Annotated in this window: 26 protein-coding genes; 13 read left to right on the forward strand and 13 right to left on the reverse strand. The window is 74.2% G+C overall.

Annotated features, from left to right (window positions below):
* Positions 1 to 2 precede the first annotated feature (2 nt).
* On the reverse strand, positions 3 to 800 hold the full coding sequence (locus SHK17_RS20705; RefSeq protein WP_172268098.1) for an ABC transporter ATP-binding protein: 798 nt from the start codon (positions 798 to 800) through the stop codon (positions 3 to 5).
* Between the two features lie 133 nt (positions 801 to 933).
* Here SHK17_RS20705 and SHK17_RS20710 point away from each other — a divergent pair, with 133 nt between their 5' ends.
* On the forward strand, positions 934 to 1536 hold the full coding sequence (locus SHK17_RS20710) for a LysE/ArgO family amino acid transporter (protein ID WP_322423607.1): 603 nt from the start codon (positions 934 to 936) through the stop codon (positions 1534 to 1536).
* Between the two features lie 25 nt (positions 1537 to 1561).
* Here the strand turns inward: SHK17_RS20710 and SHK17_RS20715 are convergent, their stop codons facing one another.
* Positions 1562 to 1756, reverse strand: coding sequence for a hypothetical protein (locus SHK17_RS20715; protein ID WP_322423608.1), 195 nt, complete (start codon positions 1754 to 1756; stop codon positions 1562 to 1564).
* Between the two features lie 48 nt (positions 1757 to 1804).
* Here SHK17_RS20715 and SHK17_RS20720 point away from each other — a divergent pair, with 48 nt between their 5' ends.
* A complete protein-coding gene (locus SHK17_RS20720; RefSeq protein ID WP_172268107.1) occupies positions 1805 to 2437 on the forward strand; it encodes a hypothetical protein in 633 nt (210 codons plus the stop codon).
* Here SHK17_RS20720 and SHK17_RS20725 read toward each other — a convergent pair.
* Positions 2434 to 3387 carry a helix-turn-helix transcriptional regulator gene (locus tag SHK17_RS20725; protein WP_322920583.1) on the reverse strand — a complete coding sequence of 318 codons (954 nt, stop codon included), beginning with the start codon at positions 3385 to 3387 and terminating at the stop codon, positions 2434 to 2436. The genes SHK17_RS20720 and SHK17_RS20725 overlap by 4 nt on opposite strands.
* A gap of 78 nt (positions 3388 to 3465) precedes the next feature.
* Between SHK17_RS20725 and SHK17_RS20730 the strand changes: the two genes are divergently transcribed.
* Complete coding sequence (locus SHK17_RS20730; RefSeq protein ID WP_322920584.1) at positions 3466 to 4197, forward strand: alpha/beta fold hydrolase; 732 nt, start codon at positions 3466 to 3468, stop codon at positions 4195 to 4197.
* On the opposite strand, the gene SHK17_RS20735 is transcribed toward SHK17_RS20730, so the two are convergent.
* Entirely contained in the window at positions 4194 to 5162 is a 969-nt protein-coding gene (locus tag SHK17_RS20735) for a serine/threonine-protein kinase (RefSeq protein WP_322423611.1), read from the reverse strand. The two genes, SHK17_RS20730 and SHK17_RS20735, sit on opposite strands and share 4 nt — an antisense overlap.
* A 188-nt stretch (positions 5163 to 5350) precedes the next feature.
* On the opposite strand from SHK17_RS20735, the gene SHK17_RS20740 reads away from it, so the two are divergent.
* From SHK17_RS20740 to SHK17_RS20760, 5 genes are all read left to right on the forward strand, one after another.
* Positions 5351 to 5764, forward strand: a complete 414-nt coding sequence (locus SHK17_RS20740; RefSeq protein WP_172268116.1) for an ArsR/SmtB family transcription factor — start codon at positions 5351 to 5353, stop codon at positions 5762 to 5764.
* 3 nt (positions 5765 to 5767) lie between these two features.
* Entirely contained in the window at positions 5768 to 6256 is a 489-nt protein-coding gene (locus tag SHK17_RS20745; RefSeq protein ID WP_322423612.1) for an SRPBCC family protein, read from the forward strand.
* A gap of 32 nt (positions 6257 to 6288) precedes the next feature.
* Positions 6289 to 6840, forward strand: coding sequence for a dihydrofolate reductase family protein (locus tag SHK17_RS20750; protein ID WP_172268122.1), 552 nt, complete (start codon positions 6289 to 6291; stop codon positions 6838 to 6840).
* A 69-nt stretch (positions 6841 to 6909) separates the two neighbouring features.
* Complete coding sequence (locus tag SHK17_RS20755; protein ID WP_322920585.1) at positions 6910 to 8748, forward strand: Na+/H+ antiporter; 1839 nt, start codon at positions 6910 to 6912, stop codon at positions 8746 to 8748.
* 60 nt (positions 8749 to 8808) lie between these two features.
* Positions 8809 to 10470: an FAD-dependent oxidoreductase gene (locus tag SHK17_RS20760; protein WP_172268128.1), complete on the forward strand. Its 1662-nt coding sequence runs from the start codon at positions 8809 to 8811 to the stop codon at positions 10468 to 10470.
* A 141-nt stretch (positions 10471 to 10611) separates the two neighbouring features.
* Here SHK17_RS20760 and SHK17_RS20765 read toward each other — a convergent pair whose 3' ends face one another.
* The gene (locus tag SHK17_RS20765; protein WP_322920586.1) at positions 10612 to 10989 is read right to left on the reverse strand and encodes a DUF1304 domain-containing protein; all 378 of its coding nucleotides are present in this window, start codon (positions 10987 to 10989) and stop codon (positions 10612 to 10614) included.
* A gap of 108 nt (positions 10990 to 11097) precedes the next feature.
* Here SHK17_RS20765 and SHK17_RS20770 point away from each other — a divergent pair, with 108 nt between their 5' ends.
* The gene (locus SHK17_RS20770; RefSeq protein WP_172268134.1) at positions 11098 to 11313 is read left to right on the forward strand and encodes a hypothetical protein; all 216 of its coding nucleotides are present in this window, start codon (positions 11098 to 11100) and stop codon (positions 11311 to 11313) included.
* Positions 11314 to 11316: 3 nt separating this feature from the next.
* Here SHK17_RS20770 and SHK17_RS20775 read toward each other — a convergent pair whose 3' ends face one another.
* The 6 genes from SHK17_RS20775 to SHK17_RS20800 form a co-directional block, all read right to left on the reverse strand.
* Positions 11317 to 11547, reverse strand: a complete 231-nt coding sequence (locus tag SHK17_RS20775; protein ID WP_172268137.1) for a hypothetical protein — start codon at positions 11545 to 11547, stop codon at positions 11317 to 11319.
* Between the two features lies 1 nt (position 11548).
* The gene (locus tag SHK17_RS20780) at positions 11549 to 12592 is read right to left on the reverse strand and encodes a WD40 repeat domain-containing protein (RefSeq protein WP_322920587.1); all 1044 of its coding nucleotides are present in this window, start codon (positions 12590 to 12592) and stop codon (positions 11549 to 11551) included.
* Positions 12589 to 13113 (reverse strand): DUF4919 domain-containing protein, encoded by a 525-nt coding sequence (locus tag SHK17_RS20785; RefSeq protein ID WP_322920588.1) that lies wholly within the window; start codon positions 13111 to 13113, stop codon positions 12589 to 12591. The genes SHK17_RS20780 and SHK17_RS20785 overlap by 4 nt, the downstream gene beginning before the upstream one ends.
* A complete protein-coding gene (locus SHK17_RS20790) occupies positions 13110 to 14171 on the reverse strand; it encodes a hypothetical protein (RefSeq protein ID WP_322920589.1) in 1062 nt (353 codons plus the stop codon). The genes SHK17_RS20785 and SHK17_RS20790 overlap by 4 nt, the downstream gene beginning before the upstream one ends.
* Positions 14168 to 14488, reverse strand: a complete 321-nt coding sequence (locus SHK17_RS20795; protein ID WP_322920591.1) for a hypothetical protein — start codon at positions 14486 to 14488, stop codon at positions 14168 to 14170. The genes SHK17_RS20790 and SHK17_RS20795 overlap by 4 nt, the downstream gene beginning before the upstream one ends.
* Positions 14489 to 14552: 64 nt before the next feature.
* Complete coding sequence (locus SHK17_RS20800) at positions 14553 to 15164, reverse strand: mycothiol transferase (RefSeq protein WP_322920592.1); 612 nt, start codon at positions 15162 to 15164, stop codon at positions 14553 to 14555.
* A gap of 95 nt (positions 15165 to 15259) precedes the next feature.
* On the opposite strand from SHK17_RS20800, the gene SHK17_RS20805 reads away from it, so the two are divergent.
* On the forward strand, positions 15260 to 16342 hold the full coding sequence (locus SHK17_RS20805; RefSeq protein ID WP_322920593.1) for a beta propeller repeat protein: 1083 nt from the start codon (positions 15260 to 15262) through the stop codon (positions 16340 to 16342).
* Positions 16343 to 16387: 45 nt separating this feature from the next.
* Positions 16388 to 16705, forward strand: a complete 318-nt coding sequence (locus SHK17_RS20810) for a hypothetical protein (RefSeq protein WP_322920594.1) — start codon at positions 16388 to 16390, stop codon at positions 16703 to 16705.
* A 21-nt stretch (positions 16706 to 16726) separates the two neighbouring features.
* Here SHK17_RS20810 and SHK17_RS20815 read toward each other — a convergent pair whose 3' ends face one another.
* Together SHK17_RS20815 and SHK17_RS20820 are read right to left on the reverse strand one after the other, a co-directional pair.
* On the reverse strand, positions 16727 to 16963 hold the full coding sequence (locus SHK17_RS20815) for a DUF1059 domain-containing protein (protein ID WP_322920595.1): 237 nt from the start codon (positions 16961 to 16963) through the stop codon (positions 16727 to 16729).
* 93 nt (positions 16964 to 17056) lie between these two features.
* A complete protein-coding gene (locus tag SHK17_RS20820; protein WP_322920596.1) occupies positions 17057 to 17914 on the reverse strand; it encodes a sigma-70 family RNA polymerase sigma factor in 858 nt (285 codons plus the stop codon).
* A gap of 100 nt (positions 17915 to 18014) precedes the next feature.
* Between SHK17_RS20820 and SHK17_RS20825 the strand changes: the two genes are divergently transcribed.
* Both SHK17_RS20825 and SHK17_RS20830 read left to right on the forward strand, forming a co-directional pair.
* Entirely contained in the window at positions 18015 to 19163 is a 1149-nt protein-coding gene (locus SHK17_RS20825) for an alpha/beta hydrolase family protein (RefSeq protein WP_322920597.1), read from the forward strand.
* 36 nt (positions 19164 to 19199) lie between these two features.
* Complete coding sequence (locus SHK17_RS20830) at positions 19200 to 19685, forward strand: hypothetical protein (protein ID WP_322920598.1); 486 nt, start codon at positions 19200 to 19202, stop codon at positions 19683 to 19685.
* The last annotated feature ends 38 nt before the right edge of the window (positions 19686 to 19723 follow it).

Consider the following 19723-nt stretch of genomic DNA (forward strand, 5'->3'; position numbering starts at 1 on the left):
CGTCAGCCCGCCTTCTCGTCGAGCCGGCGCTCGGCCGCCTTGGCGGCGTCGTGGAGCCGGCCCATGCGCTCGAGGATCGCGTCGCGGTCGGGGCGGCGCAGCTCGTCGACGATCTTGCCGTCGGCGAGGAAGAGGACGCGGTCGGTGTACGACGCCGCGACGGGGTCGTGCGTCACCATCACGACCGTCTGGCCGAACTCGTCGACGCTGCGGCGCAGGAAGCCCAGCACCTCGGCCGAGCTGGTCGAGTCGAGGTTGCCAGTGGGCTCGTCGGCGAAGACGATCGAGGGCCGGCTCACCAGCGCGCGGGCGCAGGCGACGCGCTGTTGCTGCCCGCCCGACATCTCGCTCGGGCGGTGGCCGAGCCGCGGGCGCAGGCCGATGGCGTCGATGACCGCGTCGAACCACGCGGGGTCGGCCTTCTTCCCCGCCAGGTCGAGCGGGAGCAGGATGTTCTCCTTGGCCGTGAGCGTCGGGACCAGGTTGAACGCCTGGAAGACGAACCCGATCCGGTCGCGGCGCAGGTTGGTCAGCGCCTTGTCCTTGAGCCTGCTCAGCGGCGTGCCGTCGACGATCGCCTCCCCCGAGGTCGGGGTGTCCAGTGCTGCCAGGCAGTGCATGAGCGTGGACTTGCCGGACCCCGACGGCCCCATGATGGCGGTGAACTCCCCCGTCATCAGGTCGACGGTCACCCCGTCGAGGGCGCGGACCTGCGCCTCCTCCGACCCGTAGACCTTGATCAGGTCCTGCGCACTCGCCGCGACGCCCTGCGTCGCCTCCCCCGCGGAATTCTCAGTCATGGCTCGAAGTCTGGCAGGGGTCGCGACAGGCGGGCCATGGGATAAGACCCGCAGGCGACCCTGACATGTGTCAGGGGTGGGACCGGGGGTGGGTGGGGCGTGCGCGCGTCGTCGGCACCCCTAGGTTGGGCGCGTGGGAGACCTCGTCGCCGGCCTGCTGACGGGCCTGTCCCTGATCGTGGCGATCGGCGCGCAGAACGCCTTCGTGCTGCGACAGGGCCTGCGCCGCAGCCACCTGGGCCTCGTCGTCGCGGTGTGCGCGCTGTCCGACGTGGTGCTGATCGTCGCCGGGGTCGCCGGCATCGGCGTCGTGGTGGACCGCGCGCCGTGGGCCGTGGAGGCGATCCGCTGGCTCGGCGTGGCCTTCCTCGTCGTCTACGGCGTCGGCTCGCTGCTGCGTGCCCGGCGCCCGCAGTCGCTCGCCGCCGGCGACGCGGTCGTCGAGCGCCGCGCCGGCGTGCTGGCCCGGGCCGTCGCGCTGACCTGGCTCAACCCGCACGTCTACCTCGACACCGTCCTGCTGCTCGGCTCGATCGCGGGGACGCACGGCGAGCCGGGGCGGTGGTGGTTCGCCCTGGGCGCGTGCGTCGCGAGCGTCCTGTGGTTCGCCGGGCTCGGGTACGGCGCGCGGCTGGCCGCGCCGCGGCTCGCGGACCCGCGGGCCTGGCAGGTGCTCGACGTGGTCATCGGCCTGGTGATGCTCGGGATCGCGCTGCGCCTGGCCCTGGGCGCCTGAGCGGCGTACGGCCCGCCGGGGGCGGTCAGTCGCCGGGGCGGGTGTCCTCGGGCTCGCTGTCCCCGGCGCGGGAGACGGCCTCGTCGTGGCGGGCGTGCAGCCGCTCGCGGATCTCGTCGGCGTCGTAGTGGCGGCGTACGCGCTCGTCGCGGGCGACGGCCGCCCCGGTGGCGACACCGGCGAGGACGCCGGCGAGGCCGAGCCACTTCCACGCGCGCATGCCGCGAGCCTAGGGCACCACCGTCGGTGATCCGGCAGACTGCCGCGCATGGCACCGGCCCTGACCCTCGACCAGGCGGTCGACCTGACCCGCAGCGGCGACATCTGGTTGTTCCGCGGCCGCCGGGCCCCCGACCGGGCCATCCGCGCGGTGACGAACTCCCCGGTCAACCACGTCGGGATGGCGGTCGTCGTCGACGACCTCCCGCCCCTCATCTTCCACGCCGAGCTGGGCCGCAAGCAGGTCGACATGTGGACCGGCGCGCACCACCGCGGCGTCCAGCTGCACGACCTGCGCGAGGCGGTCGGGCGGTGGCAGGACGAGTACGGCCAGGACGCGTGGCTGCGCCAGCTCGCGCCGGAGATCGGCCGCGACGAGGAGGACGGGATGCTCCGGACCATCGCGCGCCTCGACGGCGTGTCCTTCCCGAGCCTGACCCGTCTCGGCGCGCGGTGGCTGCGGGGCCGCGACGCCTACGTCCCCCGGCGCCACCGCGTCCGGCGGGTCACGCCGGAGGCGGCGTTCTGCGCCGAGGTCGTGGCGTCCTGCTACATCGAGATGGGCGTCCTGCGCGACGACCGCCGGGCCACCTGGTACGACCCCGGCACGTTCTGGAGCGGCGACTACCTGCCCATCTCCCCCGGCTGGACCCTCGGCCAGGAGGTCGCCGTCACGCGCTAGGGCACCGACCGCGCCAGCCTCGCGGCGACGACCCCGACCGCGGCCCGCAGCTCCTCGCCGCCGACGACGGTGAGGTCGAACGGGATGCCGGCCAGCCACTCCCCGGCGTAGGCCTCGGGGTTGCTGGTGCTGCCGACGAGCTCGCACCGCCCGTCCGGCAGCGCCCGCAGGTCGCCGGTCGTGGGCCGGATCCACGGTCGCACCTCCTCGAAGGGCGCGTGGAACACCACGTGCGTCTCGTGCTCCCACCCCTTGCTGAGGTTGGCCTCGAGCTCGGCGGCGGGGTCGAGGTCGGCCGGCACCTCGAAGGTGCCCGCGAGCACCTCGACCTCGGTGATCCGGTCGATGCGGAACGTGCGCAGGGCCGCGGCGTGGTGGGAGTGGCACAGCAGGTACCACCGGCCGTAGCGCACCACCACCGACCACGGGTCGACCTCGAACGTGCGCGGGTTGCCCGCCGCCGTGCGGTAGCCCAGCCGCACCTGGCGCTGGGCGGCCACCGCGGCGACGAGCTCGGTGGTCACCCCGGGGTCGGGCTTGGCCGGCACCCTCTCGGGCACCGACCGGGCGGTCTCGCGGAGCATGACCGCCTGCCGGGCCACGTTGGTCGGCAGGACGCGGAGGATCTTGCCGAGAGCCGAGCCGACCGGGTCGTCGGGATCGGCCGCCGCGTGCTGGGAGTCCAGCGCCGCCATCACCAGCCCGAGCGCCTCGGTGGCCGAGAAGACGAGCGGCGGCAGCCGCAGCCCGCGCCCGAGGGTGTAACCGCCGTAGGGCCCGCGGGTGGACTCCACCGGGATGTCGGCCTCGCGCAGGATCGCGACGTAGCGCCGAGCGGCGCGCTCGGTGACACCGAGCCGCTGGGCCAGCTCGGCGGCGGTGATCCCGGGGCGTCCCTGCAGCACGTCGAGGGCCCGCAGGGCCCGCGCGGTGGGGCTGATCTCGCTCATCCACCGATCTTGGCAGGAGTTCCGGACGTGGAGCGTCCGGAACCGGACCTAGCGTGGACGACGAGGGTCGACACACCGATGAAGGAGAAGCTGATGGACATCGTGCTGATCGCCGGGCTCTGGCTCGACGGGACCGCCTGGGACGACGTGCTCCCCGAGCTCGAGGCGCTCGGCCACCGCGGCATCCCCCTGACGCTGCCCGGTCAGGGCGACGGCGCCACCTCGGCGTCGTACGACGACCAGGCGGCGGCCGTGGTCGCGGCAGTCGACGCGGCCGAGGGCGCCCCGCTCGTGGTCGGCCACTCGGCCGCGAGCACGCTGGCGTGGGTGGCGGCGGACCGCCGGCCCGACGCCGTGACGGGGGTCGTGCTGATCGGCGGGTTCCCGACCACCGACGGCCAGGCCTACGCCGACTTCTTCCAGACCGACGGCGACGCCGTCGCCTTCCCGGGCTGGGAGACCTTCGCCGGCCCGGACTCCGACGACATGTCGCCCGAGCTCAAGGCGGCGGTGGCCGCCGGGGCGCACCCGGTCCCGGTCGGCGTCACCACGGGCGTCGTGCGCTGGAGCGACGAGCGGCGCCACGACGTCCCGCTCACGCTCGTGTGCCCGGAGTTCGGGCCGGAGCAGGCGCGCGAGTGGATCGCGTCGGGCGACGTGCCGGAGCTCGCGGACGCCACGGCGCTCGAGCTGGTCGACCTCGACTCGGGGCACTGGCCGATGTGGACCCAGCCGGCGGCGCTCGCCGCGCTGCTCGACCAGGCGACCCGCCGGTCCGCCGACGCGTCGGCCCGGACCTCCGTGCGCTAGTCGAGCCGCGGGTCCAGCAGCTCCTCGACCGCAGCCGGCCCGGTCGGGGCAGGCTCCGCGAGGGGGCCGGTCGGCCCGTCCGACGCGACTCCCGGCGCCACACCTGACGCCAGACCCGACGCCACACCGGCCGCCCGGCCGACGTGGAGCCCGGCCAGCTCGCTGGTCTCGACGCCGAGCATCGCCGCGACGGCGTGGGCGTTGGCCGGACGCCGGGCGGGGTCCTTCTCGAGCAGCGTCGCGACGACCTCGCGCAGGTCTCCTGGCACCTCGGTGCCCAGCGGCGGTGGTGGCTCGTGCACGTGCGACATGGCCGTGGCGATCGGCGTGCCCCGGTCGAACGGCCGGGTGCCGGTGAGCATCTCGTGGGCCACCACGCCCAGGGCGTAGAGGTCGCTGGCGCCCGTCGCGCGGCCGCCGACCGCCTGCTCGGGGCTGAGGTAGTTGGGCGTGCCCAGCATCTCGCCGACGCGGGTGTGGCCGATCGCGTCCACGGCACGGGCGATGCCGAAGTCGGTCAGCTTCACCACGCCGTCCTGGCGCACCAGGATGTTGGCCGGCTTGACGTCGCGGTGGACCACCCCGGCCTCGTGGGCGGTGCCGAGGGCGAGCGCTCCCTGCGCCAGCACGGAGCGCACCGTCGCGGGCCCGAGGGCGCCCTGGTCGCGGATGACCGCTGACAGGGGGAGCCCCACCACCAGCTCCATCACGAGGTAGGACAGGTGGTCGTCCTCGCCGTAGTCGAACACCGTGGTGATGTTCGGGTGCAGCAGCGCGGCCGAGTGCCGAGCCTCGTCGCGGAAGCGCTCGGCGAACACCTCCTCGTTGTCGGGGTCGGCGCGCATGACCTTGACCGCGACGACCCGCTGCAGCACGCCGTCGAGGGCGCTCCAGACGTCGGCCATGCCACCGGAGGCGATGCGCTCCCGCAGGACGTAGCGCCCGCCGAGACGGAGCCCTGCCACGAGTCTGTGCACCTGCCGTGCCCCGCTCTCTCGCCGATGTCTGCGCCGGTGCGGCCCGGGTCCGGGACGCACGACACGCGGGCAGCCGTTCCCCGCGAGACCGCTCTCCATGCGCCCGCCCCACCCCTGGGAACTTCCTCACGCCGACCCCTTGACAACGTACAACCGTTTGGTTGTACGTTAGTCCCATGACCGAGAGGGAGCGCGACGAGCAGGAGGACCGGGCCGACGCCTGGTTCCACGCGCTCGCCGACCGCACCCGGCGCGACATCCTGCGCCGCGTGCTGGCCGGGGAGCACTCCGTCTCGGCGCTGGCGCAGGGCTACGACATGAGCTTTGCGGCCGTCCAGAAGCACGTCGCCGTGCTGGAGCGGGCCGGCCTGCTCACCAAGCGTCGGCAGGGTCGCGAGGCCCTGGCCAGCGGCGACCTGGAGGCGGTCCGGTCGGTGGGCGCCCTGCTCACCGAGCTGGAGTCCCTCTGGCGCGGCCGCATCTCCCGCATGGACGAGCTCCTCGCCGGCGCGCTCCAGCCCGACAACCAGTCGGACAACCAGCCAGACCCGCACAACCAGCCCACCCACCCCACCCACCGAACGGATTGAGCCATGCCTGTCACCGACGTCCAGCACGACCTCGACGCCCGCACCCTGACCATCACCGCCGACTTCGCAGCGCCCGTGGAGCGGGTCTGGGACGTCTACGCCGACGCGCGCCAGCTGGAGCGCGTCTGGGGTCCCCCCGGCTACCCCGCCACGTTCGTCGACCACGAGCTGGCCCCGGGCAGCCGCACGACCTACTACATGACCAGCCCCGAGGGCGAGAAGTACTACGCCTACTGGAACGTCGAGAGCGTCAGCGCCCCGACGGGCTTCACCTTCACCGACGGCTTCGCCCTCGACGAGAGCTTCACCCCCAACGAGGAGATGCCCGAGTCGTCGCAGGTCTTCCGGTTCACCGGGACCGACGCCGGCACCCGGGCCACCTTCGTGGCCACCTACGCCGACGCGGAGTCCCTGCAGAAGGTGCTCGACATGGGCGCCGTCGAGGGCTCGACGCTCGCCATCAACCAGATCGACGACCTGCTCGCCTCCTGACGGCGAGCCACCCCACCACGAGAGGACCACGCATGCGCCCCATCGTCGTCACCGAGTTCATCACCCTCGACGGCATCATCGACTCCCCCGGCGGCGGGGACCACCCGCACGCGGGCTGGACGTTCGAGGACGTCGAGTTCGACGAGGCGGCCTACGAGATCAAGGGCCGCGAGACCGAGGCCGCCACCGCCCTCCTCCTGGGCCGGCAGTCCTACGACGAGTTCGCCCCGGTCTGGCCGTCGATGGAGGAGTTCGCCACCTACAACGCGATGCCCAAGTACGTCGTCTCGAGCACGCTGCAGGACCCCGAGTGGAACAACACCTCGGTGCTGCGCTCCCTCGACGAGGTGGCCGAGCTCAAGCAGACCGACGGCGGCGAGATCCACGTGCACGCCAGCGCGCGCCTCGCCCAGGGCCTGGCCGCCGCCGGCCTGGTGGACCGCTACCACCTGCTCGTGTTCCCGGTCCTGCTCGGCAGCGGCAAGAGGCTCTTCGCCGAGGGCGACAAGACCCGGCTCGCCCTGGTCGAGCACGCGGCCTACGGCAACGGCGTCACCCTCCAGCGCTACGACGTGGTGCGCTGACCTGATGCACGCGGTCCCCGCCGGTCGAGACCGGCGGGGACCGCTGCGTTCCTCTGCCAGACTCGAGCAGTGGAACTCGCCCTGCTCCTCGTGTCGATGGCCGCTGTCGTCCTGGCCGGCGCCGCCGTCAGCGACCGCCTCCACGTCCCCGCGCCGCTGCTGCTGATCGTGGTCGGCGCCGCGGCGTCGTACGTGCCGATCGTCCCGACGATCCACCTCGAGTCCGAGGTGGTCCTGCTCGGGCTCCTCCCGCCGCTGCTCTACTCGGCGGCCATCCAGACCTCGCTCGTCGACTTCAACGCCAACCGCGGGACCATCCTGAGGTTGTCGGTCCTGCTGATCGTGGTCACCACCGCGGCCGTCGGAGCGGTCGTGCAGTGGCTGGTGCCCGGCGTGGGCTGGGCCGCCGCGATCGCGATCGGCGCGGTCGTCGCCCCGCCGGACGCGGTGGCCGCCACGGCCGTCGCACGCCGGATCGGGCTGCCGCGCCGGGTGGTGACGATCCTGGAGGGCGAGTCGCTGTTCAACGACGCCACCGCGCTCGTCGCCCTCCGCACCGCCGTCGCCGCGCTCGCGGGCGGGGTCGCGCTGGCGGAGGTCGGCGTCGACTTCGTCCGGGCGGCCGGTGGCGGGCTGCTGATCGGCATCGGCGTCTTCCTCCTCGTGGCGTGGCTGCGCAAGCGGATCACCGACCCGCTGATGGACACCGCCATCTCGTTCCTCACGCCCTTCGCGGCCTTCGTCGCGGCCGAGGAGGTGCACGCGTCCGGCGTCATCTCCGTGGTGGTCGCCGGCCTGCTGCTGGGGCACAAGGCGCCGATCATCCAGACGGCGCAGTCACGGATCACCGAGCGGATCACCTGGCGCACCGTCGCCTTCGTCCTGGAGAACACCGTCTTCCTCCTCATCGGCCTCCAGCTCGACTGGATCCTCGAGGACGTCAGCGAGTCGACCCTGCCGACCGGGCGCATCGTGCTGGTCTGCGCGGCCACCCTCGTCACCGTCGTGGTCGTCCGCCTCGCCTACATGCACACGACCTGGCTGCTGCGCCGCCACGACCCCCTCCCGCCGAGCTGGACCTTCCTCATCGGGTGGGCCGGCATGCGCGGCGTCGTGACGCTGGCAGCCGCCTTCATCATCCCCGAGGACGCACCCCACCGTGAGGTGCTGCTCCTGATCGCGTTCACGGTCGTGGCGGGCACGCTGCTCATCCAGGGGCTGACCCTGCCCCTGCTCACCCGGCTCCTCGGCGTACCCGCACCCGACCCCGCCGAGGACGCGCTGGCCCGCGCCACCCTGCTGCAGCAGGCCGCCGACGCGGGGTTCGGCCGGCTCGAGGAGCTCGACTACGAGGACCACCACGGCGTGGCCGCGACCATCCGGTCGCGGCTCGACCAGCGCACCTTCGCGGCGTGGGAGCAGCTGGCCACGACCGTCGACGAGGAGACGCCGTCGGAGCTCTACGCCCGCATCCGCGGGGAGATGATCGAGGCCGAGCGGGCCAAGGTGCTCAAGGTCCGCAGCAACGGCAAGGTGCCGTCGGAGGTGGTGAGCCAGGTGCTCGGCATGCTCGACATCGAGGAGTCGATGCTCGACGCCGGCAGCGCCGCCCGCGAGGGCGTACGCACCGGCAGCCTCGCCTTCACCGGCGGGCGGCAGTGCGACGACCTCGTCGAGCACCCGGTCGTGGAGACGGCGCCCGACCCGGGCTGCGAGGAGTGCCTGGCCGACGGCACCCGCTGGGTCTCGCTGCGCCAGTGCCTGGAGTGCGACCACGTCGGCTGCTGCGACTCCTCGGTCGGCAAGCACGCCACCGCGCACTTCCACGAGACGCTGCACCCGGTGGTCCAGTCGGCCCAGCCCGACGAGTCGTGGCGCTGGTGCTACGTGCACAACCTGACCGGCTGACCGGCTGACCGGCTGCCGGACCCCCCTCCCGGGTTGGCACCGCCCCACTACGCTTCGCGCATGGGAACGCCCGCGATCGTCATCGCCTCGGCCCACCACGCGGACGTGCTGGCCGAGGCCTTCGGCCGCTACGACCGGGAGTACGACGTCCGCGTCGTCGGTGACGAGGTCGCGGCCACGGCGACCGCCAAGGAGCTGACCGGCTCCGGCAAGCAGGTGGCGCTGTTCGTCGTCGACACCGACCACGACCAGGACCGGCTCTACGCCCTCATCGGCGGCACCCGCAAGGTCGTCCCGACCGCGCGGCGGCTGATCGTGACCCACGTGAGCCGGTTCCGCGACGACAACCGCACCTTCCGCCACGCGGTCGCCGCCGGCAAGGTGGACGCGCTGCTGCTGATGCCGCAGGGCCCGCGCGACGAGGAGTTCCACGGCGCGGTCGGCGAGCTCCTCAACGAGTGGAACGCCACCGTCGCAGCGCCCGTCATCGAGAGCGTCCGCATCATCACCCCCGAGAAGGACGCGCTCACCCGCGAGCTGCTCGACTACCTCGGCCGGGTGGGGATGCCCGCCGGCGTGCACCACCCCGACAGCGAGATCGGCCGCGCGGTGCTGGAGCAGTGCCCCGAGGACGAGGGCCGCTGGCCCGTCGTCTCCTCGATGGTCGGATGGTGCGGGCACTGCCCGAGCGTGCGGGCGCTGGCCAACCAGCTCTACGGCCGTCCCGACGACATCGAGGTCGACGAGGTGGTCGACCTGGTGGTGGTCGGCGCCGGTCCCGCCGGGCTCGCCGCGAGCGTGTACGCCTCCAGCGAGGGCCTCTCCACGATCTGCCTGGAGGCCGAGGCCATCGGTGGGCAGGCCGGCACCAGCTCCATGATCCGCAACTACCTCGGCTTCCCGCGCGGCATCTCCGGCATGCGGCTCGCCCAGCGGGCCCGCGGGCAGGCGCTGCGCTTCGGCACCCGGTTCTTCACCGGGTGGCCGGCCACCGGGCTCACCCCGGCGGTCGACGGCGGGCCCCACGTCGTCCACACCGACGGCGGCGACGTCCACGCCCGGGCGGTGCTCGTGGCCACCGGCGTGAACTACCGCCGGCTCGGCGTCGACTCCCTCGAGGAGCTCGTCGGTCGCGGCGTCTACTACGGCGCCGCGATGGCGGCTGCTCGCGAGCTCGCCGGTGACCACGTCGTGGTCGTCGGCGGCGGCAACTCGGCCGGGCAGGCCGCCATCCACGCCGCTCGCTTCGCCAGCAGCGTCACGATCGTGGTGCGCCGACCCGACCTGACGGCCACCATGTCGTCGTACCTCATCGACGAGATCGAGTGGAACCCGCGCATCACGGTGCGCGGGTCCTCACGCGTCGTCGACGGTGGTCCCGACGACGTCGGCCAGCTGGCGTGGCTCGACGTGGAGGACGTCACCACCGGCGAGCACGAGCGCGTCGAGGCGCGCGGGCTGTTCCTGCTCCTCGGTGCCGCGCCGGAGTGCGGCTGGCTGCCCGACGTCGTGCTGCGCGACGAGCGGGGCTTCGTGCTCACCGGGCGCGACATCCCCTCCGAGCAGTGGGTCGAGGACGTGCCGCCGGAGGACCTCGCCACGACGGTGCCCGGCATCTACGCCGGCGGCGACATCCGCGCGGGCTCGATGAAGCGCGTCGCCTCGGCGACGGGCGAGGGCGCCTCGGTGGTGTCGTCGGTCCACGCCTGGTTGGGCCAGTAGGCCTCGCCCGGGCGCGGACGTCATGGCAGGCGGCTGTCCGCGCGACCGACGCCCATGACGTACGGAGGCGACGTCATGGCGGGCGGCTGCCCGAGCGACCGACGCCCATGACGTACGACGGGCGCCGCCGGCCGACGTGCCTCAGAGCTGCAGCAGCAGGAACAGCACGGCCAGCGCCGGCAGCGTCCCCTGGGTGAGCGCGGCGCGGAGCATCGAGCGGTCGTGGGTGACGAGCACCAGTGCGGCGGCGAGCATCGATCCGGTGCCGGCGAGCGCGAGGGCGGTCCCCGTGCCGTGCTCCGACCCCATCAGCGCCAGGCCGACCAGCGTGATGACCGCCAGGAAGAGGTTGTAGAACCCCTGGTTGTAGGCCATCGGCGCCAGCACCGGTGCGTCGGCCTCGGAGACCCCGAAGGTGCGGCGCGTCGACGGCTCGGTCCACCGGAACGACTCGAGCACCCAGATGTAGACGTGGAGCAGGGCGGCGCCGGCCGCCAGCACCACCGCGATGATCTCCATGGGCCGACCCTAGGGCCACCGGCACCCCTGGGTGGGTGGCACGGGCGGACCCGGCGAGCAGATACTCCACCCGACGGCCACCCGGCCGGCTGACCCGAGGAGGTCCCCGTGGGACGACTGATCGGCATCCTGATCGTGATCTGGCTCGTCATCGGCGCCTTCGCCGCCTACCAGCGCGGCTACTTCGACGACACGCGGACCAACTGCTCGGAGGCCAGCGACATCGCGCTCAACATCGTCGCGGGTCCGCTCAACTACACCGGGCTCAACCCCAAGGTGTCCTGCGCCGACGTCGACGTCGACGTCCCGGAGCCGTCGGAGTAGCGCTCAGCGGCCGCTGTTGCGGGGGTGGTCCTTCGCCGTCCGCTCGTTGCCCCGCCGGTAGTTGCCGGTGACGCGCGCCATCAGCTCCTGGTCCGTGTCGCCGTCGCCGTCCTCGACGTCGGCGAGGAAGCGCGCCGCCGCCCGGCCTCGCAGCACGGTCGCGCGCCGGCCGTGGTGGCTGATCACGACCTCGTCGCCGCGGACGTCGTAGGCGAAGCCCTCGGGTGCCGGCACGTCACTCCACGGGCTCGAAGACGGTGGGCTCGCCGCCGTCCACGTCCCAGGCCAGCACCCCGTCGCGCGGGCTGACGGCGAGGACGCGGTCGGCGGACGCCACGACGGCGCGCGGCGGATCGGTGGCCCCGGCGAAAGTGCGTACGTCGTCGCCGGCCCAGTCCCACCGCACGACGTCGAGCTGGTCCTTGACGCCCAGCACCAGCGCGTTGGAGCCGGGCGTGAAGGCGAGGTGGTGGCCGGCGCGGGGAAGCGCCGCCACCTCGTCGTAGGAGTCGGCGTCCCAGACGGTCGTCGCCGCCGCGTCGTCGAGCGCGAAGGAGGCGGTCGCGATCGACGCGCCGTCGTCGCTCCAGGCGACGTCGCCCTGGGCCGGTCCCGCGAGGGAGCCGACCGGCTCGCCGGTCGCGGCGTCGTGCACGGACACCGCCGCGTCGGAGGACGCCACCGCGACACGCTCGCCGTCGGGTGAGAAGGCCACCGCGACGCCGTCGCCGGTGCCGGTGACCTCGACGACGTCCGCGAGGTCAGCGGGCCACAGCCGGACGACACCGTCGCCGCCGACCCCGGCCAGGGTCGAGCCGTCGGGGGCGAACGCCAGGTCGCGCAGCCCGCCGCCGGCGCCGTCCTGCACGTCCTCGGCCCGGTGGGCCTCGGCGGCGGCGACCTCCCTGCCGGTCGTCGGGTCGAGGACGATGACGTCGACGGACCCGTCCTCGACGCGGTCCGTGGCCACCCGGTCCGCGGCTCCCCAGGCGACGACCGCTCCGCCGTCCCACTGCTCCTGCAGCGAGCCGTCGGCGGTCGACCACACGCACAGCTGCCCGTCGCACGGGACCGCGAGCCGTGCCCCGTCGGGGCTGAGCGCGGCCGCGTCCCCGTCGAGGAGGACGCCGGGCACCTCCACGAGGTCGCCTTGCTCCGCGCCTTGCCCGCCGTCTCCGCCGGCGCTGCCCTCGTCGCGTCCGCCCTGGGAGGACGAGCAGCCGGCCAGCACCAGGAGCACGGCGACGGCGGACGCGAGGCGGGCGCGCCGGAGCCTCACGCGCGCACCAGCCGGCCGACCTCGAACCACGCCTCGCTGCCGTCGTCGCACAGGTGCCGGTCGAGGGACCTGCCGTCGACGGTCAGCAGCGCCTGCTCGCGCGAGGTGCGGCGCGTGGCGCGCAGGACGTCGTACTCGTCGCTGATGCGGATCACGGTCCACGGCCGCTCGCGGGTGCCGTCACCGGTGCTGCGGATCGACTCCAGCGCGAGCGCCTGCAGCCGGCGCTCCGTCGTCGCCCGCGCGGCATCGCCCATCCCGGCGTGGGCCGCGGCCAGCGCTGCGTGCGCCGACGGCGAGAAGAAGGCTCCCGGCATCAGTGCCGCGACGACCGAGGCGGCCTCGCCGTGGGCGCCGCGGGCGAGGGCGGGCGACACCGCTGCGACCACGTCGAGCCCGACGTCGAAGCCGGGCGAGGCGCGTACGGCGTCGCGCAGCGCCCTCAGGTCGGCGGGTGCCCGGGTCGCGGCCCAGGTGGCGGCGAGGTCGCCGAGGGACGGCTCGGTCGCGTGGGCGGTCATCGTGCCTCCTCCCGGATCCGCTCGAGGTCGTCGGCGTCCAGGTCGTCGAGGTAGTCCCCACCGGCCTCGCGCGCGTCGCGCTCGACGGGCTGGTCACGATACGCGTCGAAGCCGTCGTCGTCGGAGGTCTTGTAGTCGTCGAAGTTCTCCTCCCACGCCTCGACCTCCTCCTGGCTGACCCCCGGCGGGCCGTCGAAGTCCTCCCACGGCCACCACGGCAGGTCGTCGATCGCCTTGTGCTGCTCGGCATGGCGGACCTCGTGCGCCACCGTGGCGATGATGGTCGGGTCGTCGAGGTTGCCCTCGTCGATGCGCAGCACCCGGTCGTCCTCGCTCCAGCTGCCCCGGGAGTCGGTGCTGGGGTCGTCGTCCGTGCCGTCGCCGTCCTCGTCCTCGAGGTCCTCGACCCGCACCTCGAAGTCGTCGACGCCCGCCTCGCGGGCCTGCTCCTCGGCGATGTGCTCGATCACCCGGCGGCGCTCCTCGTCGGACATCGTTGCCCACTCGCGCTCGACCGCGGGGTCCACGACGTAGTCCGGGCCGTCGTCGCTGAACGAGCCCTGGGGCCGGGCGGCGACCAGCGCGGAGTCCACCGCGTAGGCCTGGTCGAGCACCGCAGTCATCCGCGCCACCAGGGCGTCCCGCTGGCTGCGGCGGCCCTCTTGGTGCTCCCGGCGCTCGAACTGGTTGTCGAAGGTCTGCGGCGGCGAGGTGTCGCTCACCGTGCCCGAGGAGTCGATCGAGAACTGCTGCGCCGAGGCGTCGTTCTCGATGTCGACCACGGCGCGCTCGATGGTCGTGACGGGCCCGACCTGCGCGTAGACCTGCCGCTCGAAGTCGGCGAGCCCCTCGATGTGCGTGGTCATCCGCCCGACGAGGGTGGCCTGGCGCGCGACGGCGGCCGCCCGGGCCAGGCCGGTCCACGCGGCGGGGACCCCTTCGTCGGCCACCGCGTCGCGCGCCTTCTCGAGGGCGAGGACGTCGCGTCGCACCTCGTCGCTCGCCGAGGTCACGCCCGCGGCCCGCCACGACCTGAGGTCGCCCCACGTGATGCTCACGACCCGTCCCCCAGCCACTTCTCGAGCCAGGCCTGGAACGCGGCGGCCCGCGCGTCGGCGGCCTCCGCATCGGCGGCCGCTGCGTCGAGGCCCTCGGCGAAGTCGTCGACGGCACCGGCCCAGTCGTCGATGCCGTCGTCCCAGGCCTGGGCGAACTGCGGCAGCACCGAGGCGGTGCTGCTCCCGGGGAGCGCACTGCCGAGTCCGGCCACGGCGTCGGAGGCGTCGGCCGCACGGGCGCTGGTCGCCGCCGACCGCAGCTCGGCGGCGCTGGCCCGGAGCTCGTCGGGCTCCAGCTCGTAGGTCGACATGGTCACCGGATGCCCCGTCCGTCACCGGCCCAAACGCGCGCGACGGGACGGTCGCCCGACGAGCGGCCGGTCAGCGACCGGCTGGGGGCTGCCAGTCGTCCGGCGGGTCCTCCCCGACCCGGCCGTCGACGGCCTCCCGCAGGAGGTCGGCGTGGCCGGTGTGCCGGGCGTACTCCTCGATCATGTCGAACAGCAACCGGCGCAGCCGCGGGTGGTTGCCGTTGCCGTCGTCGACGTGCGCGACCAGGTCGAGCCCGCCCTCGGCGAGAGCCTGCTCGATCCGGGCGTCGTTGCGGCGGACCGCCTCGTCGTACGCGTCGTACACCTCGGCGGCGCTCAACGACTCGGTGGTGAACTCCCACTCGTCGGTGCCGTCGTGGCCGAGCGAGCGCCACGGCTCGACGAGCCGCTCGCCGCGCAGCTTGGTGACGAGGTAGTAGTCCTCCCCCATCGCCAGGTGCAGCAGCAGCCCGCCCAGGGAGAGCTGCGAGGAGGGGAGGCGGTGGCGCAGCCCGGCCTCGTCGAGGCCGTCGGCCTTCCACCGCGCCGTGGCGCGCTGCCGGCCCAGGGCGCCGAGCAGGTGCTCGACCTCGGTGCCGTCGAGCGGGGGCTCCCAGGGCGGCGGCACCCAGACGTCCGTGGCGTCGGTTGCGTCCTCGGCGGTGCTGTCGTCGATGCTCATGTCGCCGAGGCTAGACCGGGATCCGGACACTCCGCTTCCGGTTGCCCCTCCCGACGGGTCTGGACAGGCTGGAAGCGCCGGAGCAGGGTGGCCGCATGCGACGACTCGGAGTCACCACCTTCATCCCTGCCCTCATCCCAGCGCTCGTCCCCGCCCTCCTGCTGCTCCCGTCCTCGGCGACCGCCGCGCCGGCCCCCGGACCCGACCCCTTCGACGACTGGCGCGAGACCGTCGTCGACGCCGACCAGAACTTCCGCGGCCTGGTCGCGGTGAGCAAGCGCGAGGCGTGGGTCACCGGCGAGAGCCTGAGCGACGGGGCCGCGCGGGTCTACCGCACCACGGACCGCGGGACGACGTGGCTCGACGTCAGCCCTCCGGCGAGCGAGGGGCTGTCCTTCCGCGACGTCGAGGTCACCGGCAGCGTCACCCACGTCCTGGCGATCGGCCCCGGCGAGGCGTCACGGATCTACCGGTCGGCCGACGGCGGCGCGTCGTGGACCGAGTCCTTCCGCAACACCGACGAGGACGCGTTCTACGACTGCATGGCGTTCTACCCCGGCGGTCGCAGGGGCCTGGTCCTCGGCGACCCGGTCGACGGCAAGCTGCAGGTCCTCGCCACCGAGGACCGCGGCCGGACCTGGTCGCTGCTGCCCGACAAGGGCATGCCGGCCTCGGCGAAGGAGTTCGGCTTCGCAGCCAGCGGCAACTGCCTCGTGACGGCGGGCCGGTCCGCGTTCATCGTCTCCGGTGGCGCCCGGGCGCGGGTGCTGCGCTCCGACGACCGGGGACTCACCTGGACCGCGACCGCGTCCGGCATCCCGGCCGGTCCCGCGGCCGGCGGGTTCGCCGGCGACATGGCCTCGCCGCGGCGCGGCATCGCGGTCGGCGGGGACTTCGAGGACGCCGACGACACCACCGACAACGTGGCAACCACCCGCGACGGCCGCACCTGGTCCGCCGTCGCGAGCCTGCGCCACGTCGGCGAGGACGTCGCCTTCGTCCGCGGCTGGAGGTACGCCGTCGCCACCGGTGACTACGACGGCTCGGCCGGCTCGAGCATCACCCGCGACGGCGGCGCCACCTGGACCCGGGTCAGCAAGCTGGGCTACCACGCCGTCGACTGCGTCTCGAAGGTCTGCTGGGCCGCCGGGAGCGAGGGCCGCGTCGGTCGCGGGTGACCGACCGCGGGGAGGCGGCGGAGATCCACTGGCTACGCTCGACGCGTGCCCGACCTCAGCCGCCTCCCCACCGCTCCCCTGCTCGCCGGCGGGCTCGTCGGCGGTTTCGCTCTCGCCCAGCGCACCGGCGTACGCCCCCTCGGCGGTGCCGCGATGCTCGGCGCCAACGCCCTCGCCGCCCGCCAGTGGTGGTCCCTGGGCGGAGCGCCCCTGACCCTCGGCCTGACCGCCGGCTACTGGACCGCGATGGGCGTCTCGCACCCCCTCGCGAAGAAGGTCGGCACCTGGCCGTCGGTCCTCGGCGTGACCGCGGCCGCGGCCTCCGCCGCCTGGGTGCTCGCCGACCGGCGCCGCCCCCGCTGAGTCCGGCCGCCCTCGAGGCGGTCAGTCCTCCGGCAGGGCGGCGAAGGCCTGCTTCATGTCGCGGTACCACCCGAGCGACTTCTTCGGGTGGCGCCAGCGGCCCTTCATCTCGTCGCGCGCCGGCTGGTGGGCGGCGTCGCCCTCCTTCTCGGCCTGCTTGAGGTGCTGGTCCTGGGCGTTGATCACGTCGTCGTGGGTCTCGCCGCGGTGCGCGAGGTCGCACGGGCCGCCGAGCTGGCGGCAGGTCATGGTCTTCATGGTTCCCTCCTGCTGGGTGTCGTGGGGTTGTCGTGTGATCCGTCGTGGTTCTCGTGGTGTCGACGACCGGCGTGGGCCGGGTGTGACCGGTGGCTACCGCGGGTCCGCGCCGTCGCGGCGCACGACGCGGGCGAGGACCTCCGGCTCGGCGCGGAAGGTGATCCCCCGGACCATGCCGTGCTCGACGGTGAAGTCGAAGACGACCGCCGCGGCGCCGCGGTGGAACCACGCCGCCGCCGGCCGGTCGCCGACGAAGACGGGCATCGCGGCGTGGGCGCTGCCGTTGAAGAAGGCGGCGACCTCGCCGCGCCCCTCGATCGAGGCCGGCGTGCCGGCCTGCACCGCGGCCGCGTCGGCGCCGACGACGGCGTCGGGCGCCAGCAGCTGGAGCAGGCGCTCGAGGTCGCCGCCGCGGGCGGCGTCCATGAAGGCGTCGACGACCTCCCAGTCGGCGAGGGAGTCCTCCGCGGCGGGCTGGGCGACCTTCGCGCGGGCGCGTGAGGCGAGCTTGCGGGCCGCCGCCGGCGTGGTGTCGAGGACGGCGGCGATCGTGCCGAACTCGAACCCGAAGCTGTCGTGCAGCACGAAGGCCACCCGCTCGCGGGGGGAGAGCCGATCGATCACGGCCTGGAGGGCGATGCCCACCGTGTCCGCGAGCGCCACGTCGTCGGCGGGGTCGGAGGCGGTCGCGCCGAACGTCTCGCCGAGCTCGACCTCCTCGACCGGCACCGGTGTCCGCGACCGCAGCCGGTCCAGGCACAGCCGGGTCGTCACGGTGGTCAGCCAGGCCGGCAGGTTCTCGATGTCGGTGCCGTCCCGGGCGACGGCGCGCTCGAGGCGCAGCCACGCCTGCTGGACGACGTCCTCGGCCTCGGCGTGGTCGGCCAGCACCCGGCTGGCGATGCCCAGCAGCCGCGGCCGCTCGGCCTCGAAGATCTCGGTCCGGTCCATGCCCTCATCCCTCTCTCGTCCGCATCATGCCCCGTCGACGTCCGGGCGGGCGCAGGTGTGACACGAGGCCGGCTGGGTGCGGTCCCGCACACTGGTCGGCATGGCTGCCCTCCGGCTCCGAGCCGCCCTCCCGGTCGTGACCGTCGCCGCTGCGCTGCTGCTCGTCGGGTGCTCCACCGAACCCGAGGCAGCACCCGCCCCGGCAACCAGCGAGTCGGAGGCCGAGTCGGAGGCCCCGTCCGAGACCCCGTCCGAGACACCGAGCGAGGAGCCGCCGGAGACCCCGAACGAGGAGGCCACCGGGACGCCGACCGAGGAGGCCCCCGAGGAGTCCCCCGAGGCCGAGGAGCCGGCGCACCCGATCTCCGTCGCCTCGCTCGCCCGGGCCGACCTCACCGGCGGCGGCCTGCGGCTCGGCGCGGTCCGCGAGCGCACGGCGTCCTGGACGTCGTACGACGTCACCTTCGCCTCCACGACCGCCGGTCGCGGGACCGAGCCGCTGCGGATCAGCGGCGTCCTCAACGTGCCGACCGGGCGCGGCCCGTTCCCCGCCGTCGTCCTCGCGCACGGCTACATCGACCCGTCCTACTACGTCCGTGGGCAGGGCATGACGCGCGAGCGGGGCTTCCTCGCCGACCGCGGCTTCGTCGCGCTGCACGTCGACTACCGCAACCACGCCGAGTCCACCGACGACCCGCGGGTCGAGACCGCCGTACGGCTCGGCTACAGCGCCGACGTCATCGCCGCCGCGCGGGCGCTGCGCAGTTCGCCCGACGTCCGCGTCGACCCCGACCGGATCGCCCTCTTCGGCCGGTCCATGGGCGGCGGGGTGATGCTCAAGGCGCTCGCCGCCGAGCCCGGCGCCTTCGCCGCGGGCGTCGGCTGGGCCTCCGTGTCGAGCCTGGAGGCGGAGAACTTCGCCCAGTTCCAGCGACCCGACGCCCCCCTCGCCGAGCTCGAGGCCGGCTTCCGCGGCCGGCACGGCCTGCCGGCCGAGGACCCCGAGTTCTGGCGCGGCGTCTCCGCGCGGCCCGCCTTCGGCGACATCACCGAGCCGGTGCTGATGGTCCACGGACGCTTCGACGACACCTGTCCCCCGCCGTGGGCGCGCGCCACCCAGCAGGCGCTCACCCGGGCCGGCGTCGACGCGACCCTGGAGTGGTACGACGACGGCCACGCGTTCGGCCCGGCCTTCGTCGCCGCGATGGACCGCACCGTGCGGTTCCTCCGGGCGCGGATGCCCGCCTGACGGGAGCCGTCGGAGGCTGCCCCGCGTCCCATCCCCATGCAGCCCCCCATCCAGCCCCGCACGCGGGCAGGCCGGCGCGCCACCGCGGTCGCCTCGTCGGTCCTCCTCCTCGCCGTGGCGCTCGGCGCCTGCGGCGAGCAGGACGACGCCCCGACCGGGTCAGCGACCGAGCCGACGACGAGCGCTGAGCCCACGACTGAGCCCACGACCGAGCCCACGACCGAGCCCACGACCGAGCCCACGACCGAGCCCACCAAGCCGCCGCCCACCGAGCCGACCGCCGGCACCACCACCCCGCCGAGCGAGGGCCTCGAGAAGGTGCGCGTCGTGGGAGAGGTGGTCCAGGTCGGCGACTGCGTCGTCGTGCGCGACGACAACGCCATCACGTGGACGATCACCGGCCCGCCGGCGGCCGACCTGGTGGCCGGCGACCGGGTGGCCGTGACGGGAGCGCCCGACCTCGTCGCCACCGGCTGCGGCGGACCCGTGGTCGAGGCGAGCGTCGTACGGGTCGAGGGCTGACGCACGAAGGGCCGGGAGCCATCGGCTCCCGGCCCTTC

The sequence above is a fragment of the Nocardioides renjunii genome (assembly GCF_034661175.1).
Taxonomy (GTDB): domain Bacteria; phylum Actinomycetota; class Actinomycetes; order Propionibacteriales; family Nocardioidaceae; genus Nocardioides; species Nocardioides renjunii.

Bases quoted from the DNA above. Each gene is read 5' to 3' on its own strand.
- SHK17_RS20705 (WP_172268098.1), bottom strand. From the start codon at position 800: ATGACTGAGAATTCCGCGGGGGAGGCGACGCAGGGCGTCGCGGCGAGT.
- SHK17_RS20715 (WP_322423608.1), bottom strand. From the start codon at position 1,756: ATGCGCGCGTGGAAGTGGCTCGGCCTCGCCGGCGTCCTCGCCGGTGTC.
- SHK17_RS20720 (WP_172268107.1), top strand. From the start codon at position 1,805: ATGGCACCGGCCCTGACCCTCGACCAGGCGGTCGACCTGACCCGCAGC.
- SHK17_RS20725 (WP_322920583.1), bottom strand. From the start codon at position 3,387: ATGAGCGAGATCAGCCCCACCGCGCGGGCCCTGCGGGCCCTCGACGTG.
- SHK17_RS20730 (WP_322920584.1), top strand. From the start codon at position 3,466: ATGAAGGAGAAGCTGATGGACATCGTGCTGATCGCCGGGCTCTGGCTC.
- SHK17_RS20740 (WP_172268116.1), top strand. From the start codon at position 5,351: ATGACCGAGAGGGAGCGCGACGAGCAGGAGGACCGGGCCGACGCCTGG.
- SHK17_RS20745 (WP_322423612.1), top strand. From the start codon at position 5,768: ATGCCTGTCACCGACGTCCAGCACGACCTCGACGCCCGCACCCTGACC.
- SHK17_RS20750 (WP_172268122.1), top strand. From the start codon at position 6,289: ATGCGCCCCATCGTCGTCACCGAGTTCATCACCCTCGACGGCATCATC.
- SHK17_RS20760 (WP_172268128.1), top strand. From the start codon at position 8,809: ATGGGAACGCCCGCGATCGTCATCGCCTCGGCCCACCACGCGGACGTG.
- SHK17_RS20765 (WP_322920586.1), bottom strand. From the start codon at position 10,989: ATGGAGATCATCGCGGTGGTGCTGGCGGCCGGCGCCGCCCTGCTCCAC.
- SHK17_RS20785 (WP_322920588.1), bottom strand. From the start codon at position 13,113: ATGACCGCCCACGCGACCGAGCCGTCCCTCGGCGACCTCGCCGCCACC.
- SHK17_RS20800 (WP_322920592.1), bottom strand. From the start codon at position 15,164: ATGAGCATCGACGACAGCACCGCCGAGGACGCAACCGACGCCACGGAC.
- SHK17_RS20805 (WP_322920593.1), top strand. From the start codon at position 15,260: ATGCGACGACTCGGAGTCACCACCTTCATCCCTGCCCTCATCCCAGCG.
- SHK17_RS20815 (WP_322920595.1), bottom strand. From the start codon at position 16,963: ATGAAGACCATGACCTGCCGCCAGCTCGGCGGCCCGTGCGACCTCGCG.
- SHK17_RS20820 (WP_322920596.1), bottom strand. From the start codon at position 17,914: ATGGACCGGACCGAGATCTTCGAGGCCGAGCGGCCGCGGCTGCTGGGC.
- SHK17_RS20825 (WP_322920597.1), top strand. From the start codon at position 18,015: ATGGCTGCCCTCCGGCTCCGAGCCGCCCTCCCGGTCGTGACCGTCGCC.
- SHK17_RS20830 (WP_322920598.1), top strand. From the start codon at position 19,200: ATGCAGCCCCCCATCCAGCCCCGCACGCGGGCAGGCCGGCGCGCCACC.